Origin of the sequence: Pseudomonas sp. NFX1, from assembly GCF_051123555.1 — a bacterium.
Lineage (GTDB): Bacteria > Pseudomonadota > Gammaproteobacteria > Pseudomonadales > Pseudomonadaceae > Aquipseudomonas > Aquipseudomonas capeferrum.
Genome location: NZ_CP169366.1, coordinates 3638874 through 3661633, shown reverse-complemented (window position 1 = coordinate 3661633; position 22760 = coordinate 3638874). Strand labels below are relative to the sequence as shown.

Sequence of the window (22760 nt, the reverse complement as noted above, 5' to 3'; positions counted from 1 at the left end):
GTGAACGGTAAGTCAGTGCATGAAGCCTTCCATGAAATCTGCCAGTGAGCTGGCCAGGCGCCGCCGCCACGGTGCGCTGGCGCGGTTGGCGAGGGTGCGGTCCTCGTGGACGAAACTCTGGATGATCGCGTTGTAGCCCAACCAGCGGCAGGGCTCGGGTGGCCAGCTGGCCAGGCTCGACAACGGGCGGTTGTCGAGTACCCAGGGTTGCGCGGTCAGTGCGTTGTGCTGGTTGAGGATCAGTGCCGCCAACGTCCGCCCGCCAAGGTTGGTGGCGCCGACCCCCTCGCCGCCGTAGCCGCCGGCCAAGGCGATGCCGCGCTGGCGGTCGCACAGCATGTGCGGTCGGAAGCGTCGGGCCATGCCCAGGTTGCCGCCCCAGGAGTGGGTGATGCGCACATGCTTGAGCTGCGGGAACAGCTCGCTGAACAGGTAGCGGCGCAGTTCGACTTCGGCTTCGGTCAGGGTGAAGTCTTCGCGCAGGCGGCCACCGAAGCGGTAGCCACCACGGGCGCCGAACACCAGGCGGTTGTCGGCGGTGCGCTGGCCGTAGGTAACCTGGCGGCTGCTTTCGCTGAAGGCTTGGCCCTGGGCCAGGCCGATCTGCTCCCAGGTCGAATCGGGCAGTGGCTCGGTCGCCACCAGCAAGCTCTGCACCGGTAGCTGATGCTTGCCCAAAGGTGGCAGGCTGGCGGCATAACCTTCCACGGCGGGCACCGTCCACTGGCAGCGGATGCGCGCCAAGGGGGTGCGAACTTCACCGGGCTGCCAGTCGATGGCAGGGGAGTTCTCGTAGATCGGCACGCCCAGCGCCTCTACCGCTCGGGCCAGGCCACGGGCCAGCTTGGCGGGCTGGATGGTCGCGGTGTGCGGGCTGTAGATCGCGCCGTAGGCGTTGCTCACCCGCAGTTGTGCGTCCAGTTGCTCGGGGCGCAGCCAGCGGTAATCATCCTCGGTCATGCCCTGGCGGTACAGGTCGTCGAGGTAGGCACGCAGGCTGCGTTCCTGTTCCGGGTAGCGGGCGGCGCAGTACAGCACGCCACCTTTGCGGTAGTCGCAGTCGATGGCTTCGCGTTGCAGCACGGTGTGGACTTCATCGGGGATGCCATGCAGCACGTCGATGCTGACGCGGCGTTGTTGCGGCGACAGCGCGGCAAGCAGGCGGTCTTCGCCGAGCAGGTTGCCCATCAGCCAGCCGCCATTGCGCCCAGAGGCGCCGAAGCCGGCGATGTTGGCTTCGATCACGGCAATGTTCAGCTGGGGCGCCTGGCGCTTGAGGTAGTACGCGGTCCACAGGCCGGTGTAGCCGGCGCCGATGATGCACACGTCAACGTCAAGGTCGTCGCGCAGTGCCGGGCGCGCGCACAGCGGCTCGTCGAGCTGGTCCATCCACAGGCTGAGCGTGCGCAGGGGTTGCATCAGGTTCGGCTCCACATCCGTCAAGGTCTGTGGGCGATCCTAGTGGCGTTTGGGGAGGGCTGTCTTACGTGCGTGCACGCAGGGAAATTTGCTTGAGGTAGGCCTTGGGTGTGAGCCCGGTCTGTTCACGGAAGCACTTGTAGAACGCCGATAGCGAATTGAAGCCCGCGCTGAACGCCAGCTCATCGATCGTTGCCTCGACGCTGTCGTCGTTCAGGCTGGCCATCAGGTGCTGTAGCCGCGCCTGGTTCACGTAGCGGTAGAAGCTTTGGCCAAGCACCTGGTTGAGCAGGTAGGAGATCTGGTTGCGGCTGTAGCCGCTGGCATCGGCGACCTGCTGCAAGTCCAGTTCAGGGTCGAGGTAGGGGCGTTGACGCTGGAAGTAGCTCTCCAGGTCCTGGGCCATGGTTGACAGCTGGCGCGGTGAAAGGCCCAGTCGGCTGGTGGCCGGACGCGGGCCGCTGCCGGCTTGCCCTCGGTGGTTCTGCCGGACCAGCGTGGCGTATTCGTTGACGCGCCAGATCAGCCCGTCCTTGACGGTGATCGCCTCGCTGGACTGGAACGCCACCAGGCCTTCACCACCCTGCACCGTGACCTGGTACTGGATGAATGCAGTGCAGCCATCGACGCGGATTCGGTCGCTGTGGACGATGTCCTCGCCGGCTTCATGGGGCAGGCAGACGCTCACGTAGTCGCGCAGGGCGTCGAAGCCGAGCACGCGGTTCTGGAAGAAGTCGTGGTACTGGACGTCGGGGTGGTAGAGCGCCATCACGCCGTCGAGGTCGCGGTGCTTCCAGCACAAGTGGTAGCGCATCACGGTTTCGGCGGTGATGGGCGTTTGCTGCGGGCCGTCGGTTGGGTACTGGGAGGTCATGGGCAGATAGTGCCAGATCAACCGGCATTGCAGAACACGGCGTTGGCGTGTGGTGAATCCGGCATTTTGCACGGTCCTTGGTTGGCCCAGTGATTTAAGTCATTGATTCAGTTGGGTGTCATTTTTTGACACAACTGGCACATCCCCTGCACCGGCTCTAGGGCGAACGGACTTGTCGATCACTACAAAGGCGAAAAACCATGATCCCCTCTGCCGATTACCCGTATGTCGATTCACAGCATCGCTCTGGCGTGTCCTGGGCGGCCATTTTCGCGGGGGCCGCAGCGGCTGCCGCGTTGTCATTGATCCTTGTGGTGCTGGGTGCGGGGCTAGGCTTCGCGGCTACCTCGCCCTGGGCTGATGAAGGCGCCAGCGCCCAGACCCTGGGTGTTTCGGCGATCATCTGGCTGCTACTGACACAGATCTTCGCCTCAGGCTTGGGCGGCTATATCGCCGGTCGGCTGCGGGTGAAGTGGGCCAATCTGCACGGTGATGAAGTGTATTTTCGTGATACGGCCCATGGCTTCCTCGCCTGGGCAGTGGCCACGCTGGTGGCGGCCATGTTGATCCTGAGCACCGCTGGTGGCCTTGCCACTGCCGGTGCACAGGCCGGGGCAAGCGCGGTAGGGGCTGCTGCCAGCATGGCGCCAAAGCCTGATCCCAATGCCTATTTCGTTGACAGCCTGTTCCGCAATGATGGCCCGGCACCTGTCAGTGACGACGCAGCCAATGGTATTGCGGCGCGCATTATTGCCAAGTCCATCGCGCAAGGGACGCTGGCCGAAGGTGACCGCGCTTACCTGGCGCAACTGGTGGCCCAGCGTACCCGCCTGAGCCAGGCCGAGGCCGAGGCACGGGTCGATCAAGTGTTCGCTCAGGTTCAACAGGCCAAGGTAGAGGTGCAGCAAGCCGCTGATACGGCAGCTAAAGTGGCGGCCTGGACGGCCCTGTGGACCTTCGTCGCACTGCTGTGTGGGGCATTCTTCGCCAGCCTCGCCGCGCTGCTCGGTGGCCGTCAGCGTGATCGCGTTGTATGGCTGGAAGGGGAAGGGGAAGGGGTGGACTACACCGCGCGTCGTACCATTCAACGTTAAGTAAGGAGAAACATCATGCGCTCATTACTGCTGTGGATGATTGGGGTGCCGATTCCGGTGATTATCCTGATTGCGATATTCATGCATTGAGATTTTTGGGGGCGCTTTGCGCCCCTTCGCGGGGCAAGCCCGCTCCCACAGGTACCTCGCATGTCCCAACCAGGCGAGGTACCTGTGGGAGCGGGCTTGCCCCGCGAAAAAACTCACACCGATCTAGAGAAACTGCTCCGCATAGTGGCAGGCCACCTGCCGCGTCCCTACCTGCCGAAACGCCGGCACCTCCTTCCCACACCGTTCCGTCGCATACGGGCAGCGCTTGTGAAAGGCACACCCATCCGGCGGGTTCAATGGGTTGGGCAGCTCACCGACAATCCTGATCTTCGGTTTCAACGGGTCTGGGTGAATCGCCGGCGTTGCTGACAGCAATGCCTGTGTATAAGGATGCAGCGGCTTTTCGTAGATGTCCGCCTTAGGCCCCATCTCCGCCGGCCGCCCCAGGTACATCACCAACACGTCGTCCGCCACATGCCGCACCACCGCGAGGTTGTGCGAGATGAATACATAGGCCGTATTGAATTCCTTCTGCAGGTCCATGAACAGGTTCAGCACCTGCGCCTGGATCGACACGTCCAGCGCCGACGTCGGCTCGTCCGCCACCAGCACCTTGGGCTGCAGCATCATCGCCCGGGCCAGGGCGATACGCTGGCGCTGGCCGCCCGAGAACATGTGCGGGTAACGCTGGTAATGCTCGGGCCGCAGGCCGACCTGCTCCATCATCCTCTGCACTTTCTCGCGCCGTTCGGCCTTGCTCAACGAGGTGTTGATCAACAGTGGCTCGGCCAACTGGTCGCCGATCTTCTGCCGTGGGTTGAGCGAGGCATAAGGGCTCTGGAAGACCATCTGCACGTCACGGCGCAGTTGCTTGCGTTCAGCCTTGCTGGCGCCTTTTACCTCGGTGCCGGCGATCTGCAGCGAGCCGGACGAGGGCTCTTCGATCAGGGTCAGCGCGCGGGCCAGGGTCGACTTGCCGCAGCCGGACTCGCCGACCACGGCCAGGGTCTTGCCGGCCTCCAGTTCGAACGACACGCCATTGAGCGCGCGCACCAGGGCGTGGCCCTTGAACAGGCCACGGGACACTTCGTAATGGCGAGTCAGCTCGCGGGCAGTGAGTACGACGGCCATCACGCCACCTCCTGGTTCAGCGGGTAGAAGCAACGCACCAGGCTATGCGCCTGGGGGGCGAGGGGGGGGCGCTGTTGCCGGCAGTTGTCCTGCACGTAGGGGCAGCGCGGCGACAGCAGGCAGCCTTGCGGCCGGTCATAGCGGCCGGGGACGATGCCGGGCAGGGTCGCCAAGCGCTCGGCACCCAGGCTGTGCTCGGGGATCGCCGCCAGCAGCGCTTCGCTGTAGGGGTGCGCTGGCACGTCGAACAGCTCTGGCACCTGGCCCACTTCCACGGCCTGGCCTGCATACATCACACAGACACGTCGCGCGGTTTCGGCCACCACGGCCAGGTCATGGGTGATCAGGATGAGCGCCATGTTGCGCTCCTTCTGCAGGTTCACCAACAGCTCCATGATCTGCGCCTGGATGGTGACATCCAAGGCCGTGGTCGGCTCATCGGCGATCAGCAGCTTGGGTTCACCGGCAATCGCCATGGCAATCGCCACGCGCTGGCTCATACCGCCGGACAATTGGTGCGGGTAAGCGTCCAGGCGGCTTTCTGCGGCCGGGATCTCGACTTTTTTCAGCAACTCCAGGGCACGCTGGCGCGCCGCCTTGCCCTTCAGGCCCAGGTGCTGGCGCAGTACTTCCTCGATCTGAAAACCTACGGTGTAGCTTGGGTTGAGCGCGGTCATCGGGTCCTGGAAGACCATGGCGATGTCCTTGCCCACCACCTTGCGCCGCTGCCGGCCGCTGAGCTTGAGCATGTTGGTGCCGTTGAACGTCAGGGTATCGGCGGTGATGCGCCCGGGGGCGTCGATCAGCCCCATCAAGGCCATCATGGTGACCGATTTGCCCGAGCCGGATTCGCCGACGATGGCCAGGATCTCGCCGGCATCCACTGCCAGGTCCAGGCCGTCGACCACGGGTACCGCGTTGGCGTCGCCGAAGCGCACGTTGAGGTTGTTGATCTGCAACAGTGACATGGCGTTCTCCTCAGGCGGCGTTCTTGAGTTTCGGGTCCAGCGCATCGCGCAGTCCGTCGCCCATCAGGTTGATTGCCAGCACGCTGAGCAGAATGGTCACCCCAGGCAGGCTGACCACCCACCAGGCGCGTTCGATGTAGTCGCGGGCCGAGGCCAGCATGGTGCCCCACTCGGGGGTCGGCGGTTGCACGCCCAGGCCCAGGAAGCCCAGGGCCGCGGCGTCGAGGATCGCCGAAGAGAAACTCAAGGTGGCTTGCACGATCAACGGCGCCATGCAGTTGGGCAGCACAGTGACGAACATCAGGCGCGGCAGGCTGGCACCGGCCAGGCGGGCGGCGGTGACGTAGTCGCGGTTCAGTTCACCCATCACTGCGGCGCGGGTCAGGCGCACATAGGCGGGCAGCGAGACGATGGCGATGGCGATCACCGTGTTGAGCAGGCCGGGGCCGAGGATGGCGACGATGGCCACCGCCAGCAACAGCGACGGCAGGGCCAGCATCACGTCCATCAGGCGCATGATCGAGGGGCCGAGCAAGTGCGGGAAGAAGCCGGCCAGCAGGCCCAGCAGAATCCCCGGGATCAGCGAAATCACCACCGACGACAAGCCGATCAGCAATGACAACCGGGCACCCTGGATCAACCGCGACAGCAGGTCGCGACCCAGCTCGTCGGTGCCGAGGATGAATTGCCAGTTACCCCCTTCGAGCCACACCGGCGGGGTCAGCAGGAAGTCGCGGTACTGCTCGCTCGGGTCATGTGGGGCGACCCAGGGGGCGAACAGGGCGCAGAACACCACCAGGCACATGAAGGCCAGGCCCATCACCGCGCCCTTGTTGCGCGAGAAGGCGTGCCAGAATTCCTTGTACGGCGAGGGGTAGAGCAGGCTTTGGTCCACCGGGATGGCCGGTGTGACGGGTTTTGCAAGTGGACTGGTCATGGCGGGGGCCTCAGCGCTGATGACGGATGCGTGGGTTGGCCAGGCCGTAGAGGATGTCCACGACGAAGTTGACCAGAATCACCAGGCAGGCGATCAACAGGATGCCGTTCTGGACCACGGGGTAGTCACGGGCACCGATGGCTTCGATCAGCCATTTGCCGATGCCCGGCCAGGAAAAGATGGTTTCGGTAAGCACCGCACCGGCCAGCAACGTGCCGACCTGCAGGCCGAATACAGTGAGCACCGGGATCAGGGCATTGCGCAGGCCGTGAACGAACACCACGCGAGCCGGTGACAGGCCTTTGGCGCGGGCGGTGCGGATGTAGTCTTCGCGCAGCACTTCGAGCATCGACGAGCGGGTCATGCGGGCGATCACCGCCAGCGGAATGGTACCCAGCACGATGGCCGGCAGGATCAGGTGCATCACAGCGTCCTTGAACGCGCCTTCTTCGTCGCTGAGCAGGGTGTCGATCAACATGAAACCGGTTTTCGGCTCGATGTCGTAGAGCAGGTCGATGCGCCCGGACACCGGCGTCCAGCCCAGGCTGACCGAGAAGAACATGATCAGGATCAGCCCCCACCAGAAGATCGGCATGGAGTAACCGGCGAGCGAAATGCCCATGACCCCGTGATCGAACAGCGAGCCGCGCTTGAGCGCGGCGATCACCCCGGCCAGCAACCCGACGATGCCGGCGAACAGCAGCGCGGCAAAGGCCAACTCCAAGGTGGCGGGGAACAGGGTGAGGAATTCGGTCCACACGCTTTCGCGGGTGCGCAGCGATTCACCCAGGTCACCCTGGGCGAGCTTGCCCACATAGTCCAGGTACTGGACCGGCAGCGGCTTGTTCAGGCCCAGGCGCTCCATGGCCTGGGCGTGCATTTCGGGGTCGACCCTGCGTTCGCCCATCATCACTTCCACCGGGTCGCCGGGGATCAGGCGTATGAGCGCGAAGGTCAGCAAGGTGATACCGAAAAAGGTCGGGATCAGCAGGCCCAGGCGCCGGGCAATAAAACTCAACATTGTCGGGGTTACCTCATCAGCCGTTGTACGGCAGTGCCGCTGGTCCCCGTGTGGGCTGCCAGCGGTCGTTGTTTTTCTACTTCACCTTGGTGGTGGCGAAGTTGTTGTTGGTCAGAGGGTTGATCACGTAACCCTCCACGTTCTCACGCATGGCGGTAAATATCTTGGGGTGGGCCATGCTGATCCAGGGCTGGTCGTCATCGTACACCTTCAATGCCTCGCTATAGAGCCTTGCACGCTCGCCGTTGTCGGTCACCTCACGGGCCTGGTTGATCAGCGCCTGGAATTTCGAGTTGCACCAGCGGGCGTAGTTCTCGCCATTTTTCGCCGCCTCGCAACTGAGCAGCGGGGTGAGGAAATTGTCCGGGTCGCCGTTGTCGCTTGCCCAGCCTGTGGAAACCAGGTCGGCTTCGCCTCTTTTGGCCCGGCGCAGCATCTCTGCCCACTCCATGACGCGAATGTCGAGCTTGATGCCGACCTTGGCCAGGTCGGCCTGGAGCATTTCCGCCGACAGCCGTGGGTTGGGGTTGGTAGGGCCACCGCCGTTGCGGGTGAACAGGGTGATGACCGTACCGTCCGGCACACCGGCCGCTTTGAGCAGCGCACGTGCCTGGTCGAGGTCGCGCGGTGGGTTTTGGTTGTCGCGGTTGAAGCCGATCATGCTCGGCGGATAGGGGTTGATGCCGACCACGGCATTGCCTTTGCCGAACAGCTGGTCGACGTGGGCCTGGCGGTCGAAGGCCATGTTGATGGCTTTGCGCACACGCACGTCGCTGAGGTATTTGTGTTCGGTGTTCATGGCGATATAGCCGGTGACCAGTGCTTCGGTATTGGCCACCTTGAGCTTGGGGTCGGCCTTGATCGACGGCACGTCCTCAGGCTTGGGGTACAACGCCACCTGGCATTCGTTGGCGCGCAGCTTTTGCAGGCGTACGTTGCTGTCGTTGGCGATGGCGAAGATCAGGGCATCGGCCGGTGGCCTGCCACGGAAATAGTCCGGGTTGGGCTTGTAGCGGACCTGGGCGTCCTTGTTGTAGCGCTGGAAGATGAACGGGCCGGTGCCGATCGGCTTGCTGTTGAGGTCGCCGGTCTTGCCAGCCTTGAGCAACTGGTCGCCGTACTCGGCCGAGTAGATCGAGGTGAAGCCCATGGCCATGTCGCGCAGAAACGGTGCTTCAGGGCGGGTCAGGGTGATGACCACGGTGCGATCGTCGGTCTTGTCCACCGACTTGAGCAATTTGCCAAAGGCCATGCTTTCGAAATACGGGTAGCCGACGCTGGTCTTGTCGTGCCAGGGGTGTTGCGGGTCGAGTTGGCGGCGCAGGCTCCACAGCACGTCATCGGCATTGAAGTCGCGGGTTGGGGTGAAGTAGTCGGTGGTGTGGAACTTCACCCCCTGGCGTAGGTGGAAGGTGTAGGTCAGGCCATCGGCTGAGATGTCCCAGCGCTCGGCCAGGGCTGGCTGGATGTCGGTAGTCCCAGGTGTGAAATCGACCAGGCGATTGAACAGCGTTTCGGACGAGGCATCGAATGTCACGGCAGTGGTGTACTGGACGACGTCGAAACCCTCGGGGCTGGCTTCGGTGCACACCACCAGCGGCTTGGCCGCAAGCGGCGCGGCGCTGCCCAGGATGAGCGCTGCCAAGGCAGCGTGGAGCGGTAGCGATTTCATGATTACTCCCTGCAAGCATTGATTCCAGCGTAGCCGCCACGGCCTGTTTTTTTCACTGGGTGAAGCAGGCCGTGGCGTCATCGGTCAGAGGATGTTGAACGGAATGGTGGTCACCAGGCGGAACTCGTCCAGGCTGCCATCGGCCTGCGCCTTGCTGGCGCGGTGCGCGGTGTAGGTGGCGCGGATGCTGGTGTCCTTCAGCGGGCCGCTCTGCACGGCGTAGCTGGTGCCGACGCCCCACTCGTAGTGGGTCTCGCCGTCCATGCCGTTGACGTCATAGGCAGTGCCCCGGTAATGGGTGCCATCGATGCCCCAACCGCGTGCGTTGTACAGGTTGAACTTGAGGCCCGGCACGCCATACGGCGCCATGTTCAGCACGTAGGAAAGCTGCAGCGATTTCTCGTTCGGGCCGTTGAAGTCCGAGAGCAGCGAGTTGGCCAAGTAGATGCCGTTGGTTTCGTGCAGGTAGTCGAAGTACTCGTTGCCGTTGACCTGTTGCCATGACGCGCTGAGGGTGTGGGCCTGGTGGGTGAGGGCGAGCGACAGGCTGTAGGTGTCGTTGTCGATCTCGCCCATCTTCTTGCTGCCTGCATCCACGGTCTTGTAGTAGTTCAGGCCGGTGCTCAGGCTGAGCACGGCGCTGTCGCCCAGCACGTGGTTGGCGCCAAAGTAGTACTGGTTCCAGAAGTCGTCGACCTTGGTGGCGTACAGGCTGGTGCTCAGGCTTTTGAACGGCTGGTAGTTGACCCCGGCCGTGCTGGCGCGGTCGGTCTCGACGCCGGCGGCGCCGTACTCGGTGCGGAACTTGCTGAGGCTCTGTTCGGTACGGGGCGAGACGCGGTCGAAGGTGCCCAGGTCGAACGACAGGTTGTCGAATTCGGCGCTGTGCAAGAAGGCGCCCTGGAAACTCGATGGCAGGGCGCGGTTGCCGATGTAGGCGATCATCGGCGTGTCCACCGACTGGCGGCCGAGAGTGAGGGTGGTGTTCGACACCCGGGCCTTGATGTTGCCCAGGCCCAGTTTGCTCCACTGGCCGACGGGGTCGCCGTCGCTGTGGGTCAGCGTGCGGTTGTTGGGCCCGGCGATCGCCTCGCGGCTTTGTTGCAGGGCAATGGCGTTGTAGCCGGCGGCTTCGACGGCAAAACCCACGGTGCCTTGGGTAAAGCCCGAGCTGTAGTTGAGGATGGTGCCCTGCAGCCAGTTCTCGCGGCTGTGGGTGTCGTGGCGAGTACCGTCGCGCTTGTAGTACTTCCAGAGCGGCGCGCGGGTGGCGCGCTCGCGGGCATACCAGTTGCGGGTGCTGCCAGAGACGCTTTGGCCGTCGATGAAGCCGGTCGCCTGGTCTTGTTCGCTGCTGGTCTTGAGGCTGAGGGGGACGTAGGCCTGGCTTTGGGGTTCGGCTTCGGCCACGGAGCAGACGCTGCCGAGGGTCAATGCCAGTGCGGTTGAGGTGAATAGTCTCAAGGTGAAAACTCCCTTTCCTTTTTCTAGTTATTACCGGCCTTGTGAGCCGGGCGTGTTGCTGCGGTGTTGCCAGAGTTGCCCGGGGTTGCCGGGCTAATCAGGGGGAGGGGTGTTGTTTGTAGCGGCTAGTGCCTAATCAACACTCACACTGTGTCGCCGCCTCGGGGTACGAATGGCAGCAACAGTTCGCCGATCCCGCTGCGGATGGCGGCGGGGCGGTATGCTGTGATCGGATCTGACGGGGCTGGCACCCGCCGCTTGGCGGGTACCGGGATCTACCCTATTTGTCCACGCTGACGCCGTAGAAGGCGTTCAACGCGAACGGGCTGATCTTGAAGTCCTTCACCTTGGCGCTCATGGGCTGGTACACGGTGGAGTGGGCGATCGGGGTGATCGGCACCTGCTCCTTGAGGATGTGCTGCGCCTGCTGGTACAGCTCGGTGCGCTTGGCCTGGTCCGAGGTGGCCTTGGCCTGCTTGATCAGGTCGTCGTAAGGCTTGTAGCACCACTTGGAGAAGTTGTTGCCGTCGATGGCATCGCAGCCGTACAGGGTACCCAGCCAGTTGTCCGGGTCACCGTTGTCGCCGCTCCAGCCAATCAGCATGGCGCCTTGTTCGCCGCCTTTTGAGCGCTTGATGTACTCGCCCCATTCATAGCTGACGATTTTTGCCTTGATGCCGATCTTGGCCCAGTCGGCTTGCAGCATTTCAGCCATCAGCTTGGCATTGGGGTTGTACGGGCGTTGCACCGGCATGGCCCACAGGGTGACCTCGGTGCCTTCCTTGATGCCGGCTTGCTTGAGCAGCTGTTTGGCCTTTTCCGGGTCGTAGGTGGCGTCCTTGATACTGTCGTCATAGGACCACTGGGTGGGCGGCATGCCGTTTACCGCCAACTGACCGGCACCCTGGTAAACCGATTCGATGATCTTCTTCTTGTCCACCGCCATGTCCAGTGCCTGGCGCACTTCGAGCTTGGCCATGGGGTTGGGCGCGTCGCTGCCCTTGATCTTGTCCATCACGTTGTAGGCGATGTAACCGAGGTTGAAGCCGGCCTGATGCGGCATCTGCAGGTTCTTGTCGGCCTTGAGCGGCTCGATGTCCGCCGGCCGCGGGAACAAGGTGACCTGGCACTCGCCCTTCTTCAGCTTCTGCATGCGCACGGAGGCATCGGTGGTGATGGCGAAGATCAGGTTGTCGATCTTCACGTCTTCGGGTTTCCAGTAGTCCTTGTTGCCCTTGAAACGGATCTGCGCGTCTTTCTGATACTTGCTGAACACGAACGGGCCGGTGCCGATCGGCTTCTGGTTGAGGTCGGCGGCCTTGCCACCCTTGAGCAACTGGTCGGCGTACTCGGCCGACTGAATGGAGGCGAAACTCATTGCCAGGTTCTGGATGAACGCGGCGTCGACGTCGTTGAGGGTGAACTTGACCGTGTGTTCGTCGACTTTCTCCAGCTTGGCAATGTTCTTGTCCATGCCCATGTCGGTGAAGTAGGGGAACTCGGTGGGGTAGGCCTTACGGAACGGGTGGTCCTTGTCGAGCATGCGGTTGAAGGTGAACAGCACGTCGTCGGCATTGAATGGGCGGCTTGGCTTGAAGTAGTCAGTGGTGTGGAACTTGACCCCTTCGCGCAGGTGGAAGGTGTAGGCCTTGCCGTCGTCGGACACTTCCCATTTTGTCGCCAGGCCCGGAATCACGGCGGTACCGCCACGTTCGAACTGGGTCAGGCGGTTGAACACGGTCTCGGCCGAGGCGTCGAAGTCGGTTCCCGTTGTGTACTGCCCTGGGTCGAAGCCGGCGGGGCTGCCTTCGGAGCAGAACACCAGGTTGGACGCCGCGTGGGTGTGGGGTGCGCCAGCGAGCAAACCTGCGCCAAGCAGGAACGGAATGACTGCGTGTTTGAGCATGGTGGCCTCATTGTTGTCATTTTTGATTGAGGTGGCCTCGTGAGCCGACCTGAGGATACTTATGCAGGCGCTATTCCCAATGCAACACTCGGAAGGATAGTTGGCGCCAGAAAGGTGGTACGGCCGTACATGGATGTCGCATCGGTATAACTTTCGGCGAAGTTGAACGTTTGCGAGGGCAAAATGATGGCTTTTTGCTGAATGTTTCGGGGGGAGGGAAATGTAGGCATGCACCGTCAGGGTGCGTAGGAGATGTCTGAAAACGCTAAAAGTGGCCTTGCCGGGCGCAGGGGCCGCTCAGAAAGGGGCGCAACGCGCCCCCTTGTGCCTCAAGGCATCTGAACTTCGATCAAGCCATCGGCATTCATGCTGACTTCGCTGGTGCCCGCCTCGATATCCGGCGCCGGTGCCGCTTCGTCACCCGCCATGGCCTTCATGGCCATCGGTGCGCTGCGCATATAAGGGCGTGGGTAACCGCTGCTGTTGAGGTTGAGGTTGACCACTTTGTAGCCCTTGCCACCCAGTGCCTCGGTGGCCAACTGAGCGCGTGCCTTGAAGGCATTGACGGCGTCCTTGAGCAGGTCGTCCTCGCTGGCCTTGCGCGTGGCCGGGGCGATGGAGAAGTCCATGCCGCCCATTTTCAGCGTTTGCAGCAGGTCGGCGGTCAGTTGCGACAGGGCTGGGAAGTCGGCGCTCTCCAGGCGCAGCTCGGCACGTTCACGCCAGCCGGTGATCTTTTGCCCTTTGCTGTCGTACACCGGGTAGCTGTTGCGGCTGCCCTGGCTGATCTTCACATCCTTGACCTGGCGAGACTGCTGCACAGCCTTGTTCATGGTCTCGGTGATCTCTTTGGCAAGCTTGCCCGGGTCGGTGTTCTGCGCTTCGCTGTAGAGGGTCACGACCATCAGGTCGCGCGGCACTTCCTTGCTGACTTCGGCACGCAGCGATACCTGGTTGAAGCGCGGCTCTTCGGCCGCCAGCGCAGGCAGGCTGGCGAGCAGCCCGCACGACAGGATCAGGGCAGTGCCGCGACGAGGGATTTGCATGTAAGACTCCTTGGCAATAAAAGGGCGTGGGATCTGGTATCCATTCCACGCATGGCCCATCAGACCGGGAACAGTGTAGTGGGTTCAAAAGTGCCACTATGCACCTGTGACAAAGTGTGGCGCTTTGCCGCATCGCTGCAGCGAGGCGCCCGGCTTCGGTATACTCCAGCCGATTTTCTGGAGCACTCATCAGGAGAGCTCATGCTCGCTGACGTACAACCGTTGTCCGCTACCCGTCAGAACCTCTGGCGCCTGACTGTCATCCGCGTGCTGGTCCTGGCTGCCCAGGCAGGCTCGGTGGGCGTCGCCTACTGGACCGACCTGCTGCCCTTGCCATGGTTTTCGCTGGCAGCGACGCTGGCGCTGTCGTCCATCCTGTGTGCGTTTACCGCGTTGCGCCTGCGCCTGTCGCTGCCGGTCACTGAACTTGAGTATGCACTGCAGCTTGCCTGCGACCTGTTGATCCACAGTGCCTTGCTGTATTACTCCGGCGGCTCGACCAACCCGTTCGTTTCTTATTACCTTGTGCCGCTGGCCATTGCCGCAGTGACCTTGCCTTGGCTGTATTCGTTGATCCTTTCGGGCATCGCGCTGACGGCCTACAGCCTGCTGCTGGTGCAGTTCTACCCGCTTGAAGGGTTGCCGATGGCGCGGGACAAGATGCAGGTCTACGGCATGTGGCTGAGCATCGCCCTGGCAGCCGCAGTCATCACCTTCTTTGCCGCGCGCATGGCCGAGGAGCTGCGGCGCCAGGAACAACTGCGCTCCGAGCGCCGTGAAGAGAGCCTGCGCGATGAGCAATTGCTGGCCGTGGCCACCCAGGCCGCCGGCGCTGCCCATGAGCTGGGCACACCGCTGGCGACCATGAGCGTACTGCTTAACGAAATGCGCCAGGACCACCCGGACCCTTTGTTGCAGGAAGACCTGCAGATCCTTCAGGACCAGGTCAAACTGTGCAAAGAAACCTTGCAGCAACTGGTGCGTGCCGCCGAGGCCAACCGCCGCCTGGCAATGGTCGAGCAGGACGTCACCGTCTGGCTGGACGAGGCGCTCAACCGTTGGCACCTGATGCGGCCCGAGGCCAGCTACCGCTTCCAGCGGCTCAGGGATGGCCAGGTACCCCGGCTGACGCCGCCACCTGACCTGACCCAGGCCCTGCTGAACCTGCTGAACAATGCAGCCGACGCGTGCCCGGACGACCTTGAGGTGCGCCTGGACTGGGACGCCGAGGACATTGTCATCAGCATTCGTGACCATGGCCCTGGTGTGCCCCCGGCAATCGCCGAAGCGATTGGCAAACCCTTTATTACCACCAAGGGCAAAGGCTTCGGCCTGGGCCTGTTCTTGAGCAAGGCCAGCGTGACGCGTGCGGGCGGTTCGGTGAAACTCTATAGTCATGAGCAGGGTGGCACCCTGACCGAACTGCGCCTGCCCCATGGCAAGCGAGGAGATGAATGATGAGTGAAGATATCCAGGTTGAAGGCGAAGAGCTGCCGCACCTGCTGCTGGTGGATGACGATGCCACCTTTACCCGGGTCATGGCGCGCGCCATGAGCCGCCGCGGGTTCCGCGTGAGCACCGCAGGCTCGGCCGAGGAGGGGCTGATCCTGGCCCAGCAGGACCTGCCGGACTACGCCACGCTGGACCTGAAGATGGAAGGTGACTCGGGGTTGGTGCTGCTGCCCAAGCTGCTGGAGCTGGACCCGGAGATGCGGGTGGTGATCCTCACCGGTTACTCGAGCATCGCCACCGCAGTCGAGGCAGTCAAACGCGGTGCCTGCAACTACCTGTGCAAGCCGGCCGATGCTGACGATGTACTCGCGGCGCTGCTTTCCGAGCACGCTGACCTGGATGCCCTGGTGCCGGAAAACCCGATGTCGGTCGACCGCCTGCAGTGGGAGCACATCCAGCGCGTGCTGAACGAACACGAAGGCAATATCTCGGCCACGGCGCGGGCGTTGGGCATGCACCGGCGGACCTTGCAGCGCAAGCTGCAGAAGCGACCGGTTCGGCGCTAAGCCGGCGCTGACCCGTTCGCGGGCAAGCCCGCTCCCACAAATTATGGGCGCGAGCTTGCCCCGCGAACGGTCCCTGGCTGTCAGACACGTCTCTGTATCGCATCCTGATCCCCGCAACTCGCAGCCGTTGACGTATCATTAGCCCCCTGACGGCAACTCCCTGCAGGATCGCATGCTCGCCCTTCTTATCCAGACGCTGAACATCACGGCGCCAGTCTTCGCCATGCTGTTCATGGGCATACTGCTCAAACGCATCCACCTGATCGACGACAACTTCAACCGTGTCGCGTCGCAGCTGGTGTTCAATGTCTGCATGCCGGCGCTGCTGTTCCTGGGCATCTACCACGCCGACCTGGCGGCCGCAGTCAAACCCGGCGTCATCCTGTATTTCGTCGCTGCTACCCTGGTCGGCTTCGCCGTGGCCTGGGGCCTGGCTCTCTGGCGTTGCCCGCCGGCAGACCGCGGCATCTACACCCAAGGCGCATTTCGCGGCAACAACGGCGTGATCGGCCTGGCGCTGGCCGCCAGCCTGTACGGCGACTACGGTATCTCGCTAGGGGCGGTACTGGCAGGCCTGGTGATCCTCATGTACAACTCGCTGTCGGCGGTGGTGCTGGCGGTGTACAGCCCGGACCTCAAGTCCGACCCGTGGAGCATCTGCAAGAGCATCTTCAGCAACCCCTTGATCCTCAGTGTGCTGGTGGCAACGCCCATGGCCTACGGCCAGGTGCCGCTGCCTAACTGGTTGCTCACCTCGGGCGACTACCTGGCGCAGATGACCCTGCCGCTGGCGCTGATCTGCATTGGCGGTACCCTGTCGCTGGCGGCGCTGCGTGACAGTGGCAGGCTGGCGATCGATGCCAGCCTGGTGAAGATGGTCTGGTTGCCGTTGGTCGGCACTTTGGGTGCCTGGCTGTGCGGTTTCCGCGGTGCCGAGCTGGGCATCCTGTTCCTGTACATCGGCAGCCCTACCGCTGCGGCCAGCTACGTGATGGCACGGGCGGCCAATGGCAACCATGAATTGGCTGCCTCGATCATCGTGATCACGACGCTAATGGCGGCGATCACCACCAATATCGGTATTTTCATCTTGCAGTGGGGCGGATGGATCTAGATCCTTGACTGCAAATAACAGCAATAACACTGCCTCACTGAGCTAAAGGACACTTCATGCAAGACCAGAGCACGCCCGAGCGCTTGCAGCGCGGGTTGAAGAACCGCCATATCCAGCTGATCGCGCTGGGTGGGGCCATCGGCACGGGGCTGTTTCTGGGGATCGCCCAGACCATTCAGCTGGCTGGCCCTTCCGTTTTGCTGGGCTATGCCATTGCCGGCCTGATGGCCTTCTTCATCATGCGCCAGCTTGGCGAAATGGTGGTCGAAGAGCCGGTCGCCGGCAGCTTCAGCCACTTTGCTCACCAGTACTGGAGCGAATTTGCAGGCTTCGTCTCGGGCTGGAACTACTGGGTGGTGTACGTGCTGGTGGGCATGGCCGAGCTGACGGCGGTGGGCATCTATGTGCAGTACTGGTGGCCAGACTTCCCTACCTGGGCGACGGCGGCGATCTTCTTCGTGGTCATCAACCTCATCAACCTGACGCAGGTGAAGGTCTACGGTGAGATGGAGTTCTGGTTCGCCCTGGTCAAGGTGGTGGCCATCGTCAGCATGATCGGCTTTGGTGCCTGGCTGCTGAGCAGCGGCCATGGCGGCCCGGATGCCAGCGTGGCCAACCTGTGGCAGTACGGTGGTTTCTTCCCTAACGGCGTCACTGGCCTGGTCATGGCCCTGGCCGTGATCATGTTCTCCTTCGGTGGGCTGGAGCTGGTGGGTATCACCGCTGCCGAGGCGGACAACCCGCGTCAGAGCATCCCCAAGGCCACCAACCAGGTGGTCTACCGCATCCTGATTTTCTACATTGGCGCCTTGGCGGTGCTGCTGTCGCTGTACCCATGGCAGAAGGTGGTGCAGGGGGGGAGCCCGTTCGTGATGATCTTCCATGAGCTGGACAGCGACCTGGTGGCGACCATCCTCAACGTCGTGGTGTTGACGGCTGCGCTGTCGGTTTACAACAGCTGTGTCTACGCCAACAGCCGCATGCTGTTCGGCCTGGCCAGCCAGGGCGATGCGCCGCGTCAGTTGCTCAAGGTCAGCCGCAGTGGCGTCCCGCTGACGGCGCTGGGCGTTTCGGCGTTCGCCACTGGCCTGTGCGTATTGATCAACTACCTGATGCCGGGGGAAGCCTTCGGTTTGCTGATGGCCCTGGCGGTGTCGGCGCTGGTGATCAACTGGGCGAGCATCAGCATTACCCACCTGAAGTTCCGCAAGGCCAAACTGGGCGCGGGCATTACCCCGTTTTATCAGAGCTGGGGGCACCCGATCACCAATTACCTGTGCCTGGCCTTCATCGTGCTGATTCTGGTGGTGATGTACCTGACGCCGCCGATTCGTATTTCGGTGATGTTGATTCCGGGGTGGATCGCGGTGCTGTGGGTGGCGTTCCGGTTGAAGAAGGCGCGGCAGGCGAGGGGCTGACAAAGCACCTGGCTTGAGCCTGGCCGCCTTGACGCTACCCCTTATGGCACCTCAATGCTGTCGGCGCCAGGCACGCACGGTGGTATACAGCAACACCACCGCTAGCACCGGCAGCACATAAAACAGCATGAGCCGTTCCAGGCGCCCGGCCAGTGGCATGCCGGTGGTAAAGGCCACCACATGCAGCCCATAGGCCAGGTACAGGCAAAGGAACACCAAGCCTTCAGCGCGGGTAATCCGGTACCCCGAATAAAACACCGGCAGGCTCAGCGCCGCCACACCCAGCATCACCGGCAAGTCAAAGGCCAGTGCGTTGGGTGAGATCGACAGCGGCTCTGGCGTGATCAACGCAGTCAGCCCCAATACACCCAGCAGGTTGAACAGGTTGCTGCCGATCACCGTGCCCACGGCGATCTCCCGTTCGCCGCGAAGGGCGGCGATCATCGCCGCCGCCAGCTCTGGCAGCGACGTGCACACCGCCACCACGGTCAGGCCGATGATGCGTTCGGACAGCCCCAGGTCGGTCGCCACCTCGACGACGGCTTCCAGCAGCAGGTGCCCGGCCAGGCTCAGCAGGCCAAGGCCGAGGGCAATCTGCAACAGGGCGCCAGACCAGAAGCGTGCGCCGCTGACGGTGATGAAGCTGGGCGCGGGGTAGGTGCGGGCGTAATGCCGCGATTGGTGCCAGAGCATGCCCAGGTAGCCCACCAGCGTCAGCAACAGCAACAGGCCCTCCCAGCGGCCCAGGTAGCCATTGGCGGCGAGCGCATACACCAGCGCGCTGGCGACGATCATCAGGGGGATATCCAGGCGCACCAGCTGGCGTGATACGCGCAGCGGGATGATCAGCGCGGCCAGGCCGAGAATCACCAGCACGTTGAAGATATTGCTGCCGATCACGCTGCCGACTGCGACATCGGGTGCGCCTTGGTAGGCAGCCTGCAGGCTTACGGTGAGCTGCGGCGCGGTGCTGCCGAAGGCCACCAGGCTCAGGCCGATGATCAATGGCCGCACGTGCAGGCGCAGGGCCAGGCGCAGGGCCACACGTACCAGTAGCTCTGCACCGCAGGCCAGCAGCACGAGGGCGACGCCCAGTTGCAGGAGGCTGAAGGTGGGAAGGGTGGCGAGGTCGAAAATGGTCGGGCTCCAGTCGGTCAGTCGCTCAGACCTTGTACCCGGACGCGCGCCGTTCCGCTACGGAGCATGCCGATTTTTTCTGCTGCGGCGCGTGACAGGTCGATCAGCCGGCCACGTGTATGCGGGCCGCGGTCGTTGATGCGCACCACCACGCTGCGTTGGTTGGCAAGGTTGGTGACCAGCACCTTGCTGCCGAAGGGCAGGCTGCGGTGAGCGGCGGTGAGGCCATGCTGGTTGAAAGGCTCGCCACTGGCCGTGCGTTTGCCGTGGTGGCGGGCGCCGTAATAGGAGGCGGTACCGGTCTGGTTGTAGCCGCGAGGGTCGATGTCGTGGCTGGCGCAGCCGGCCAGCAGGGAGAAGAGTGCGAGGGTGCCGAGGGATCGTTTTAGCAAGTCGAAAGCTCCGGTGCTGCCGTTGGGGCTGCTGTGCGGCCCTTCGCGGGGCCAGTCGGATCGCCGCACCGCCGCTCCCACAGCTACTGGGCTGCGCAATACCTGTGGGAGCGGCGGTGCGGCGATCCGACTGGCCTCGCGAACGAGGGCAAAGCCCTCGCCGCTTTTTTCAGCTCAGCCTTCGAGCTTGGCTTTGAGCAATTGGTTCACTTGCCCAGGGTTGGCCTTGCCCTTCGACGCTTTCATCGCCTGGCCGACAAAGAAGCCGAACATCTTGCCACGCTTGGCCTCGTCGGCGGCGCGGTACTGTTCGACCTGTTCGGCGTTGGCAGCCAGCATCTCGTCGAGCATCGTCTCGATTGCACCGGTGTCTGTAACCTGCTTCAGGCCGCGGCTTTCGATGATGCTGTCGGCATCGCCTTCACCGGCGGCCATGGCTTCGAACACGGTCTTGGCAATCTTGCCGCTGATGGTGTTGTCGCGAATCCGCAGCAACATGCCACCGAGCTGCTCGGCACTGACCGGCGCCTGGTCGATCTCGATGCCCAGCTTGTTCAGCAGGCTGCCCAGCTCGACCATGACCCAGTTGGCGGCCAGCTTGGCGTCGCCGCCAATCTTCACCACTTCTTCGAAGTAGTCCGCCTGTTCACGGCTGGAGGCCAGCACGTTGGCATCGTAGGCCGACAGGCCGTACTGGCTCTGGAAACGCTCGACCTTTTGCGGTGGCAGCTCGGGCAAGCCGGCACGGATGGTGTCGAGGAAGCTGTCCTCGATGACCACCGGCAGCAGGTCCGGGTCGGGGAAGTAACGGTAGTCGTTGGCTTCCTCCTTGCTGCGCATGGAGCGGGTCTCGTCCTTGTTCGGGTCGTACAGGCGGGTTTCCTGGATGACCCTGCCACCGTCCTCGATCAGGTCGATCTGGCGCTGGATCTCGCTGTTGATCGCACGCTCGATGAAGCGGAACGAGTTGACGTTCTTGATCTCGCAGCGGGTGCCGAACTCGGCCTGGCCCTTGGGACGGATCGACACGTTGCAGTCGCAGCGCAGCGAGCCCTCGGCCATGTTGCCGTCGCAGATGCCCAGGTAGCGCACCAGGGCGTGGATGGCCTTGACGTAGGCCACGGCCTCCTTGGCGCTGCGCATGTCCGGCTCGGAGACGATTTCCAGCAGCGGCGTGCCGGCACGGTTCAGGTCGATGCCGGTAGAGCCGCTGAAGTCTTCGTGCAGGCTCTTGCCGGCGTCTTCTTCCAGGTGCGCACGGGTAACCCCGATGCGCTTGATGGTGCCGTCTTCCAGGGCGATATCCAGGTGGCCCTTGCCGACGATCGGCAGCTCCATCTGGCTGATCTGGTAGCCCTTGGGCAGGTCGGGGTAGAAGTAGTTCTTGCGCGCGAACACGTTGCGCTTGCCGATCTCGGCGTCGATCGCCAGGCCGAACATGCAGGCCATGCGCACGGCTTCCTGGTTCAGCACCGGCAGTACGCCGGGCATCCCCAGGTCAACCAGGCTGGCCTGGGTGTTCGGCTCGGAGCCGAAGGTGGTGGCGCTGCCGGAGAAGATCTTCGACTGGGTAGCGAGCTGGGTATGAATTTCCAGCCCGATCACAACTTCCCATTGCATGTGTGAACTCCTCAGAAGCCGTTGGGGGCACGGGTGTGCCAGTCGGTCACTTGCTGGTAGCGGTGCGCGACGTTGAGCAGGCGGCCTTCCTGGAAGTACGGCGCCAGCAACTGCACACCAACGGGCAGGCCATCGACGAAGCCGGCCGGCATCGACAGGCCGGGCAGGCCAGCCAGGTTGGCGGTGATGGTGTAGACGTCTTCAAGGTAGGCGGCGACTGGGTCGCTGCTCTTGGCGCCGAGCTTCCAGGCCGGGTTCGGCGTGGTCGGGCCAAGGATCAGGTCGACGTCGTTGAACGCGGCCATGAAGTCGTTCTTGATCAGGCGGCGGATCTGCTGCGCCTTGACGTAGTAGGCGTCGTAGTAGCCGGCCGACAGGGCGTAGGTACCGACCATGATGCGGCGCTGCACTTCGGCGCCGAAGCCTTCGCCACGCGAACGCTTGTACAGGTCGGTCAGGTCTTTGGGGGCTTCGCAGCGGTAGCCGAAACGCACGCCGTCGAAACGCGACAGGTTGGAGGACGCTTCAGCGGGCGCGATCACGTAGTACGCCGGGATGGCATGCTGCATGTTCGGCAGGCTGATTTCCTTGACCACGGCGCCGAGCTTTTCCAGCTCCTTGACGCTGGCTTGCACCCGTTCGGCGATGCGCGGGTCGAGGCCGGCGCCGAAGTATTCCTTCGGCAGGCCAATGCGCAGGCCCTGCAGCGAGGCGTTGAGATTGGCGCTGTAGTCCGGCACCGGTTCTTCGATGCTGGTGGAGTCCTTGGCGTCGAAACCGGCCATGCCTTGCAGCAGCAGCGCGCAGTCTTCGGCGGTACGGGCCAGCGGGCCGCCCTGGTCGAGGCTGGAGGCGTAAGCGATCATGCCCCAGCGCGAAACACGACCGTACGTCGGTTTCAGGCCGGTCAGGTTGGTCAGCGCTGCCGGCTGTCGGATCGAGCCGCCGGTGTCGGTGCCAGTGGAGGCTGGCAGCAGGCGCGCGGCGACGGCAGCAGCGGAACCACCGGACGAGCCGCCAGGCACGTGCTCGAGGTTCCACGGGTTCTTCACCGGGCCATAGTGGCTGGATTCGTTGGCCGAACCCATGGCGAATTCGTCCATGTTGGTCTTGCCCAGGGTGACCATGCCGGCTTCGGCCAGCTTGGCGACCACGGTGGCATCGTACGGCGCCTTGAAGTTGTCGAGCATCTTCGAGCCGCAGCTGGTGCGTACACCGTTGGTGCAGAACAGGTCCTTGTGGGCGATCGGCGCGCCCAGCAGTGCACCGGCCTCGCCAGTGGCGCGGCGGGCGTCGGCGGCACGGGCCTGGCCCAGGGCCAGCTCTTCGGTGACGCTGATGAAGCTGTTGATTTGCGGGTCGAGTTGCTTGATGCGCGCCAGCAGGGCGCCCGTCAGCTCTTCGGAAGAAAACGACTTGTCGGCGAGTCCGCGGGCGATCTCGGCCAGGGTCAATTGATGCATGGCAGGCTCTATCCC

General features: G+C 63.3%; 19 protein-coding genes. 5 read left to right on the top strand and 14 right to left on the bottom strand.

Translation table 11 applies throughout. The features are described 5' to 3' along the window. Positions 1-12: 12 nt before the first annotated feature. Both DJ563_RS16470 and DJ563_RS16465 read right to left on the bottom strand, forming a co-directional pair. Positions 13-1419: an NAD(P)/FAD-dependent oxidoreductase gene (locus DJ563_RS16470; protein ID WP_434518040.1), complete on the bottom strand. Its 1407-nt coding sequence runs from the start codon at positions 1417-1419 to the stop codon at positions 13-15. A gap of 64 nt (positions 1420-1483) precedes the next feature. Next, positions 1484-2293 (bottom strand): helix-turn-helix domain-containing protein, encoded by an 810-nt coding sequence (locus DJ563_RS16465; protein WP_434518039.1) that lies wholly within the window; start codon positions 2291-2293, stop codon positions 1484-1486. Positions 2294-2493: 200 nt separating this feature from the next. Between DJ563_RS16465 and DJ563_RS16460 the strand changes: the two genes are divergently transcribed. After that, complete coding sequence (locus DJ563_RS16460; protein WP_434518038.1) at positions 2494-3387, top strand: hypothetical protein; 894 nt, start codon at positions 2494-2496, stop codon at positions 3385-3387. A gap of 213 nt (positions 3388-3600) precedes the next feature. Here the strand turns inward: DJ563_RS16460 and DJ563_RS16455 are convergent, their stop codons facing one another. The 8 genes from DJ563_RS16455 to DJ563_RS16420 form a co-directional block, all read right to left on the bottom strand. Beyond that, positions 3601-4569, bottom strand: a complete 969-nt coding sequence (locus tag DJ563_RS16455) for a peptide ABC transporter ATP-binding protein (RefSeq protein ID WP_434518037.1) — start codon at positions 4567-4569, stop codon at positions 3601-3603. Beyond that, on the bottom strand, positions 4569-5537 hold the full coding sequence (locus DJ563_RS16450) for an ABC transporter ATP-binding protein (protein ID WP_033701138.1): 969 nt from the start codon (positions 5535-5537) through the stop codon (positions 4569-4571). The genes DJ563_RS16455 and DJ563_RS16450 overlap by 1 nt, the downstream gene beginning before the upstream one ends. A gap of 10 nt (positions 5538-5547) precedes the next feature. Further along, the gene (locus DJ563_RS16445) at positions 5548-6474 is read right to left on the bottom strand and encodes an ABC transporter permease subunit (RefSeq protein ID WP_274099880.1); all 927 of its coding nucleotides are present in this window, start codon (positions 6472-6474) and stop codon (positions 5548-5550) included. A gap of 10 nt (positions 6475-6484) precedes the next feature. Then, positions 6485-7495, bottom strand: coding sequence for an ABC transporter permease subunit (locus DJ563_RS16440; protein WP_016485006.1), 1011 nt, complete (start codon positions 7493-7495; stop codon positions 6485-6487). Positions 7496-7571: 76 nt separating this feature from the next. Next, positions 7572-9167: an ABC transporter substrate-binding protein gene (locus tag DJ563_RS16435; RefSeq protein WP_434518036.1), complete on the bottom strand. Its 1596-nt coding sequence runs from the start codon at positions 9165-9167 to the stop codon at positions 7572-7574. Positions 9168-9251: 84 nt separating this feature from the next. Continuing rightward, a complete protein-coding gene (locus tag DJ563_RS16430; protein ID WP_274099878.1) occupies positions 9252-10631 on the bottom strand; it encodes an OprD family porin in 1380 nt (459 codons plus the stop codon). A gap of 280 nt (positions 10632-10911) precedes the next feature. Further along, complete coding sequence (locus tag DJ563_RS16425; protein WP_434518035.1) at positions 10912-12537, bottom strand: ABC transporter substrate-binding protein; 1626 nt, start codon at positions 12535-12537, stop codon at positions 10912-10914. Between the two features lie 329 nt (positions 12538-12866). Continuing rightward, a complete protein-coding gene (locus tag DJ563_RS16420) occupies positions 12867-13583 on the bottom strand; it encodes an SIMPL domain-containing protein (protein WP_274099876.1) in 717 nt (238 codons plus the stop codon). Positions 13584-13784: 201 nt separating this feature from the next. Between DJ563_RS16420 and DJ563_RS16415 the strand changes: the two genes are divergently transcribed. The 4 genes from DJ563_RS16415 to DJ563_RS16400 all read left to right on the top strand — a co-directional run bounded on the left by DJ563_RS16415 (position 13785) and on the right by DJ563_RS16400 (position 18133). Beyond that, on the top strand, positions 13785-15041 hold the full coding sequence (locus tag DJ563_RS16415; protein WP_033701130.1) for an ATP-binding protein: 1257 nt from the start codon (positions 13785-13787) through the stop codon (positions 15039-15041). Next, the gene (locus tag DJ563_RS16410) at positions 15041-15601 is read left to right on the top strand and encodes a response regulator transcription factor (RefSeq protein WP_033701129.1); all 561 of its coding nucleotides are present in this window, start codon (positions 15041-15043) and stop codon (positions 15599-15601) included. The genes DJ563_RS16415 and DJ563_RS16410 overlap by 1 nt, the downstream gene beginning before the upstream one ends. A gap of 172 nt (positions 15602-15773) precedes the next feature. Then, entirely contained in the window at positions 15774-16715 is a 942-nt protein-coding gene (locus DJ563_RS16405; RefSeq protein ID WP_033701128.1) for an AEC family transporter, read from the top strand. Between the two features lie 56 nt (positions 16716-16771). Beyond that, the gene (locus DJ563_RS16400) at positions 16772-18133 is read left to right on the top strand and encodes an amino acid permease (protein ID WP_274099875.1); all 1362 of its coding nucleotides are present in this window, start codon (positions 16772-16774) and stop codon (positions 18131-18133) included. Between the two features lie 51 nt (positions 18134-18184). Here the strand turns inward: DJ563_RS16400 and DJ563_RS16395 are convergent, their stop codons facing one another. From DJ563_RS16395 to gatA, 4 genes are all read right to left on the bottom strand, one after another. Beyond that, entirely contained in the window at positions 18185-19228 is a 1044-nt protein-coding gene (locus tag DJ563_RS16395; RefSeq protein ID WP_274099882.1) for a calcium/sodium antiporter, read from the bottom strand. Positions 19229-19287: 59 nt separating this feature from the next. Next, entirely contained in the window at positions 19288-19662 is a 375-nt protein-coding gene (locus tag DJ563_RS16390; protein ID WP_033701125.1) for a septal ring lytic transglycosylase RlpA family protein, read from the bottom strand. Positions 19663-19836: 174 nt separating this feature from the next. Next, entirely contained in the window at positions 19837-21282 is a 1446-nt protein-coding gene (gatB, locus tag DJ563_RS16385) for an Asp-tRNA(Asn)/Glu-tRNA(Gln) amidotransferase subunit GatB (protein ID WP_033701124.1), read from the bottom strand. A gap of 11 nt (positions 21283-21293) precedes the next feature. Beyond that, complete coding sequence (gene gatA, locus DJ563_RS16380; RefSeq protein ID WP_434518034.1) at positions 21294-22745, bottom strand: Asp-tRNA(Asn)/Glu-tRNA(Gln) amidotransferase subunit GatA; 1452 nt, start codon at positions 22743-22745, stop codon at positions 21294-21296. Positions 22746-22760 lie beyond the last annotated feature (15 nt).

What these genes read in the sequence shown, in the direction of transcription:
- DJ563_RS16470 (WP_434518040.1), bottom strand. Translation starts at nt 1,419, where the DNA reads ATGCAACCCCTGCGCACGCTCAGCCTGTGGATGGACCAGCTCGACGAG.
- DJ563_RS16465 (WP_434518039.1), bottom strand. Translation starts at nt 2,293, where the DNA reads ATGACCTCCCAGTACCCAACCGACGGCCCGCAGCAAACGCCCATCACC.
- DJ563_RS16460 (WP_434518038.1), top strand. Translation starts at nt 2,494, where the DNA reads ATGATCCCCTCTGCCGATTACCCGTATGTCGATTCACAGCATCGCTCT.
- DJ563_RS16455 (WP_434518037.1), bottom strand. Translation starts at nt 4,569, where the DNA reads ATGGCCGTCGTACTCACTGCCCGCGAGCTGACTCGCCATTACGAAGTG.
- DJ563_RS16450 (WP_033701138.1), bottom strand. Translation starts at nt 5,537, where the DNA reads ATGTCACTGTTGCAGATCAACAACCTCAACGTGCGCTTCGGCGACGCC.
- DJ563_RS16445 (WP_274099880.1), bottom strand. Translation starts at nt 6,474, where the DNA reads ATGACCAGTCCACTTGCAAAACCCGTCACACCGGCCATCCCGGTGGAC.
- DJ563_RS16440 (WP_016485006.1), bottom strand. Translation starts at nt 7,495, where the DNA reads ATGTTGAGTTTTATTGCCCGGCGCCTGGGCCTGCTGATCCCGACCTTT.
- DJ563_RS16435 (WP_434518036.1), bottom strand. Translation starts at nt 9,167, where the DNA reads ATGAAATCGCTACCGCTCCACGCTGCCTTGGCAGCGCTCATCCTGGGC.
- DJ563_RS16425 (WP_434518035.1), bottom strand. Translation starts at nt 12,537, where the DNA reads ATGCTCAAACACGCAGTCATTCCGTTCCTGCTTGGCGCAGGTTTGCTC.
- DJ563_RS16420 (WP_274099876.1), bottom strand. Translation starts at nt 13,583, where the DNA reads ATGCAAATCCCTCGTCGCGGCACTGCCCTGATCCTGTCGTGCGGGCTG.
- DJ563_RS16415 (WP_033701130.1), top strand. Translation starts at nt 13,785, where the DNA reads ATGCTCGCTGACGTACAACCGTTGTCCGCTACCCGTCAGAACCTCTGG.
- DJ563_RS16410 (WP_033701129.1), top strand. Translation starts at nt 15,041, where the DNA reads ATGAGTGAAGATATCCAGGTTGAAGGCGAAGAGCTGCCGCACCTGCTG.
- DJ563_RS16405 (WP_033701128.1), top strand. Translation starts at nt 15,774, where the DNA reads ATGCTCGCCCTTCTTATCCAGACGCTGAACATCACGGCGCCAGTCTTC.
- DJ563_RS16400 (WP_274099875.1), top strand. Translation starts at nt 16,772, where the DNA reads ATGCAAGACCAGAGCACGCCCGAGCGCTTGCAGCGCGGGTTGAAGAAC.
- gatB (WP_033701124.1), bottom strand. Translation starts at nt 21,282, where the DNA reads ATGCAATGGGAAGTTGTGATCGGGCTGGAAATTCATACCCAGCTCGCT.
- gatA (WP_434518034.1), bottom strand. Translation starts at nt 22,745, where the DNA reads ATGCATCAATTGACCCTGGCCGAGATCGCCCGCGGACTCGCCGACAAG.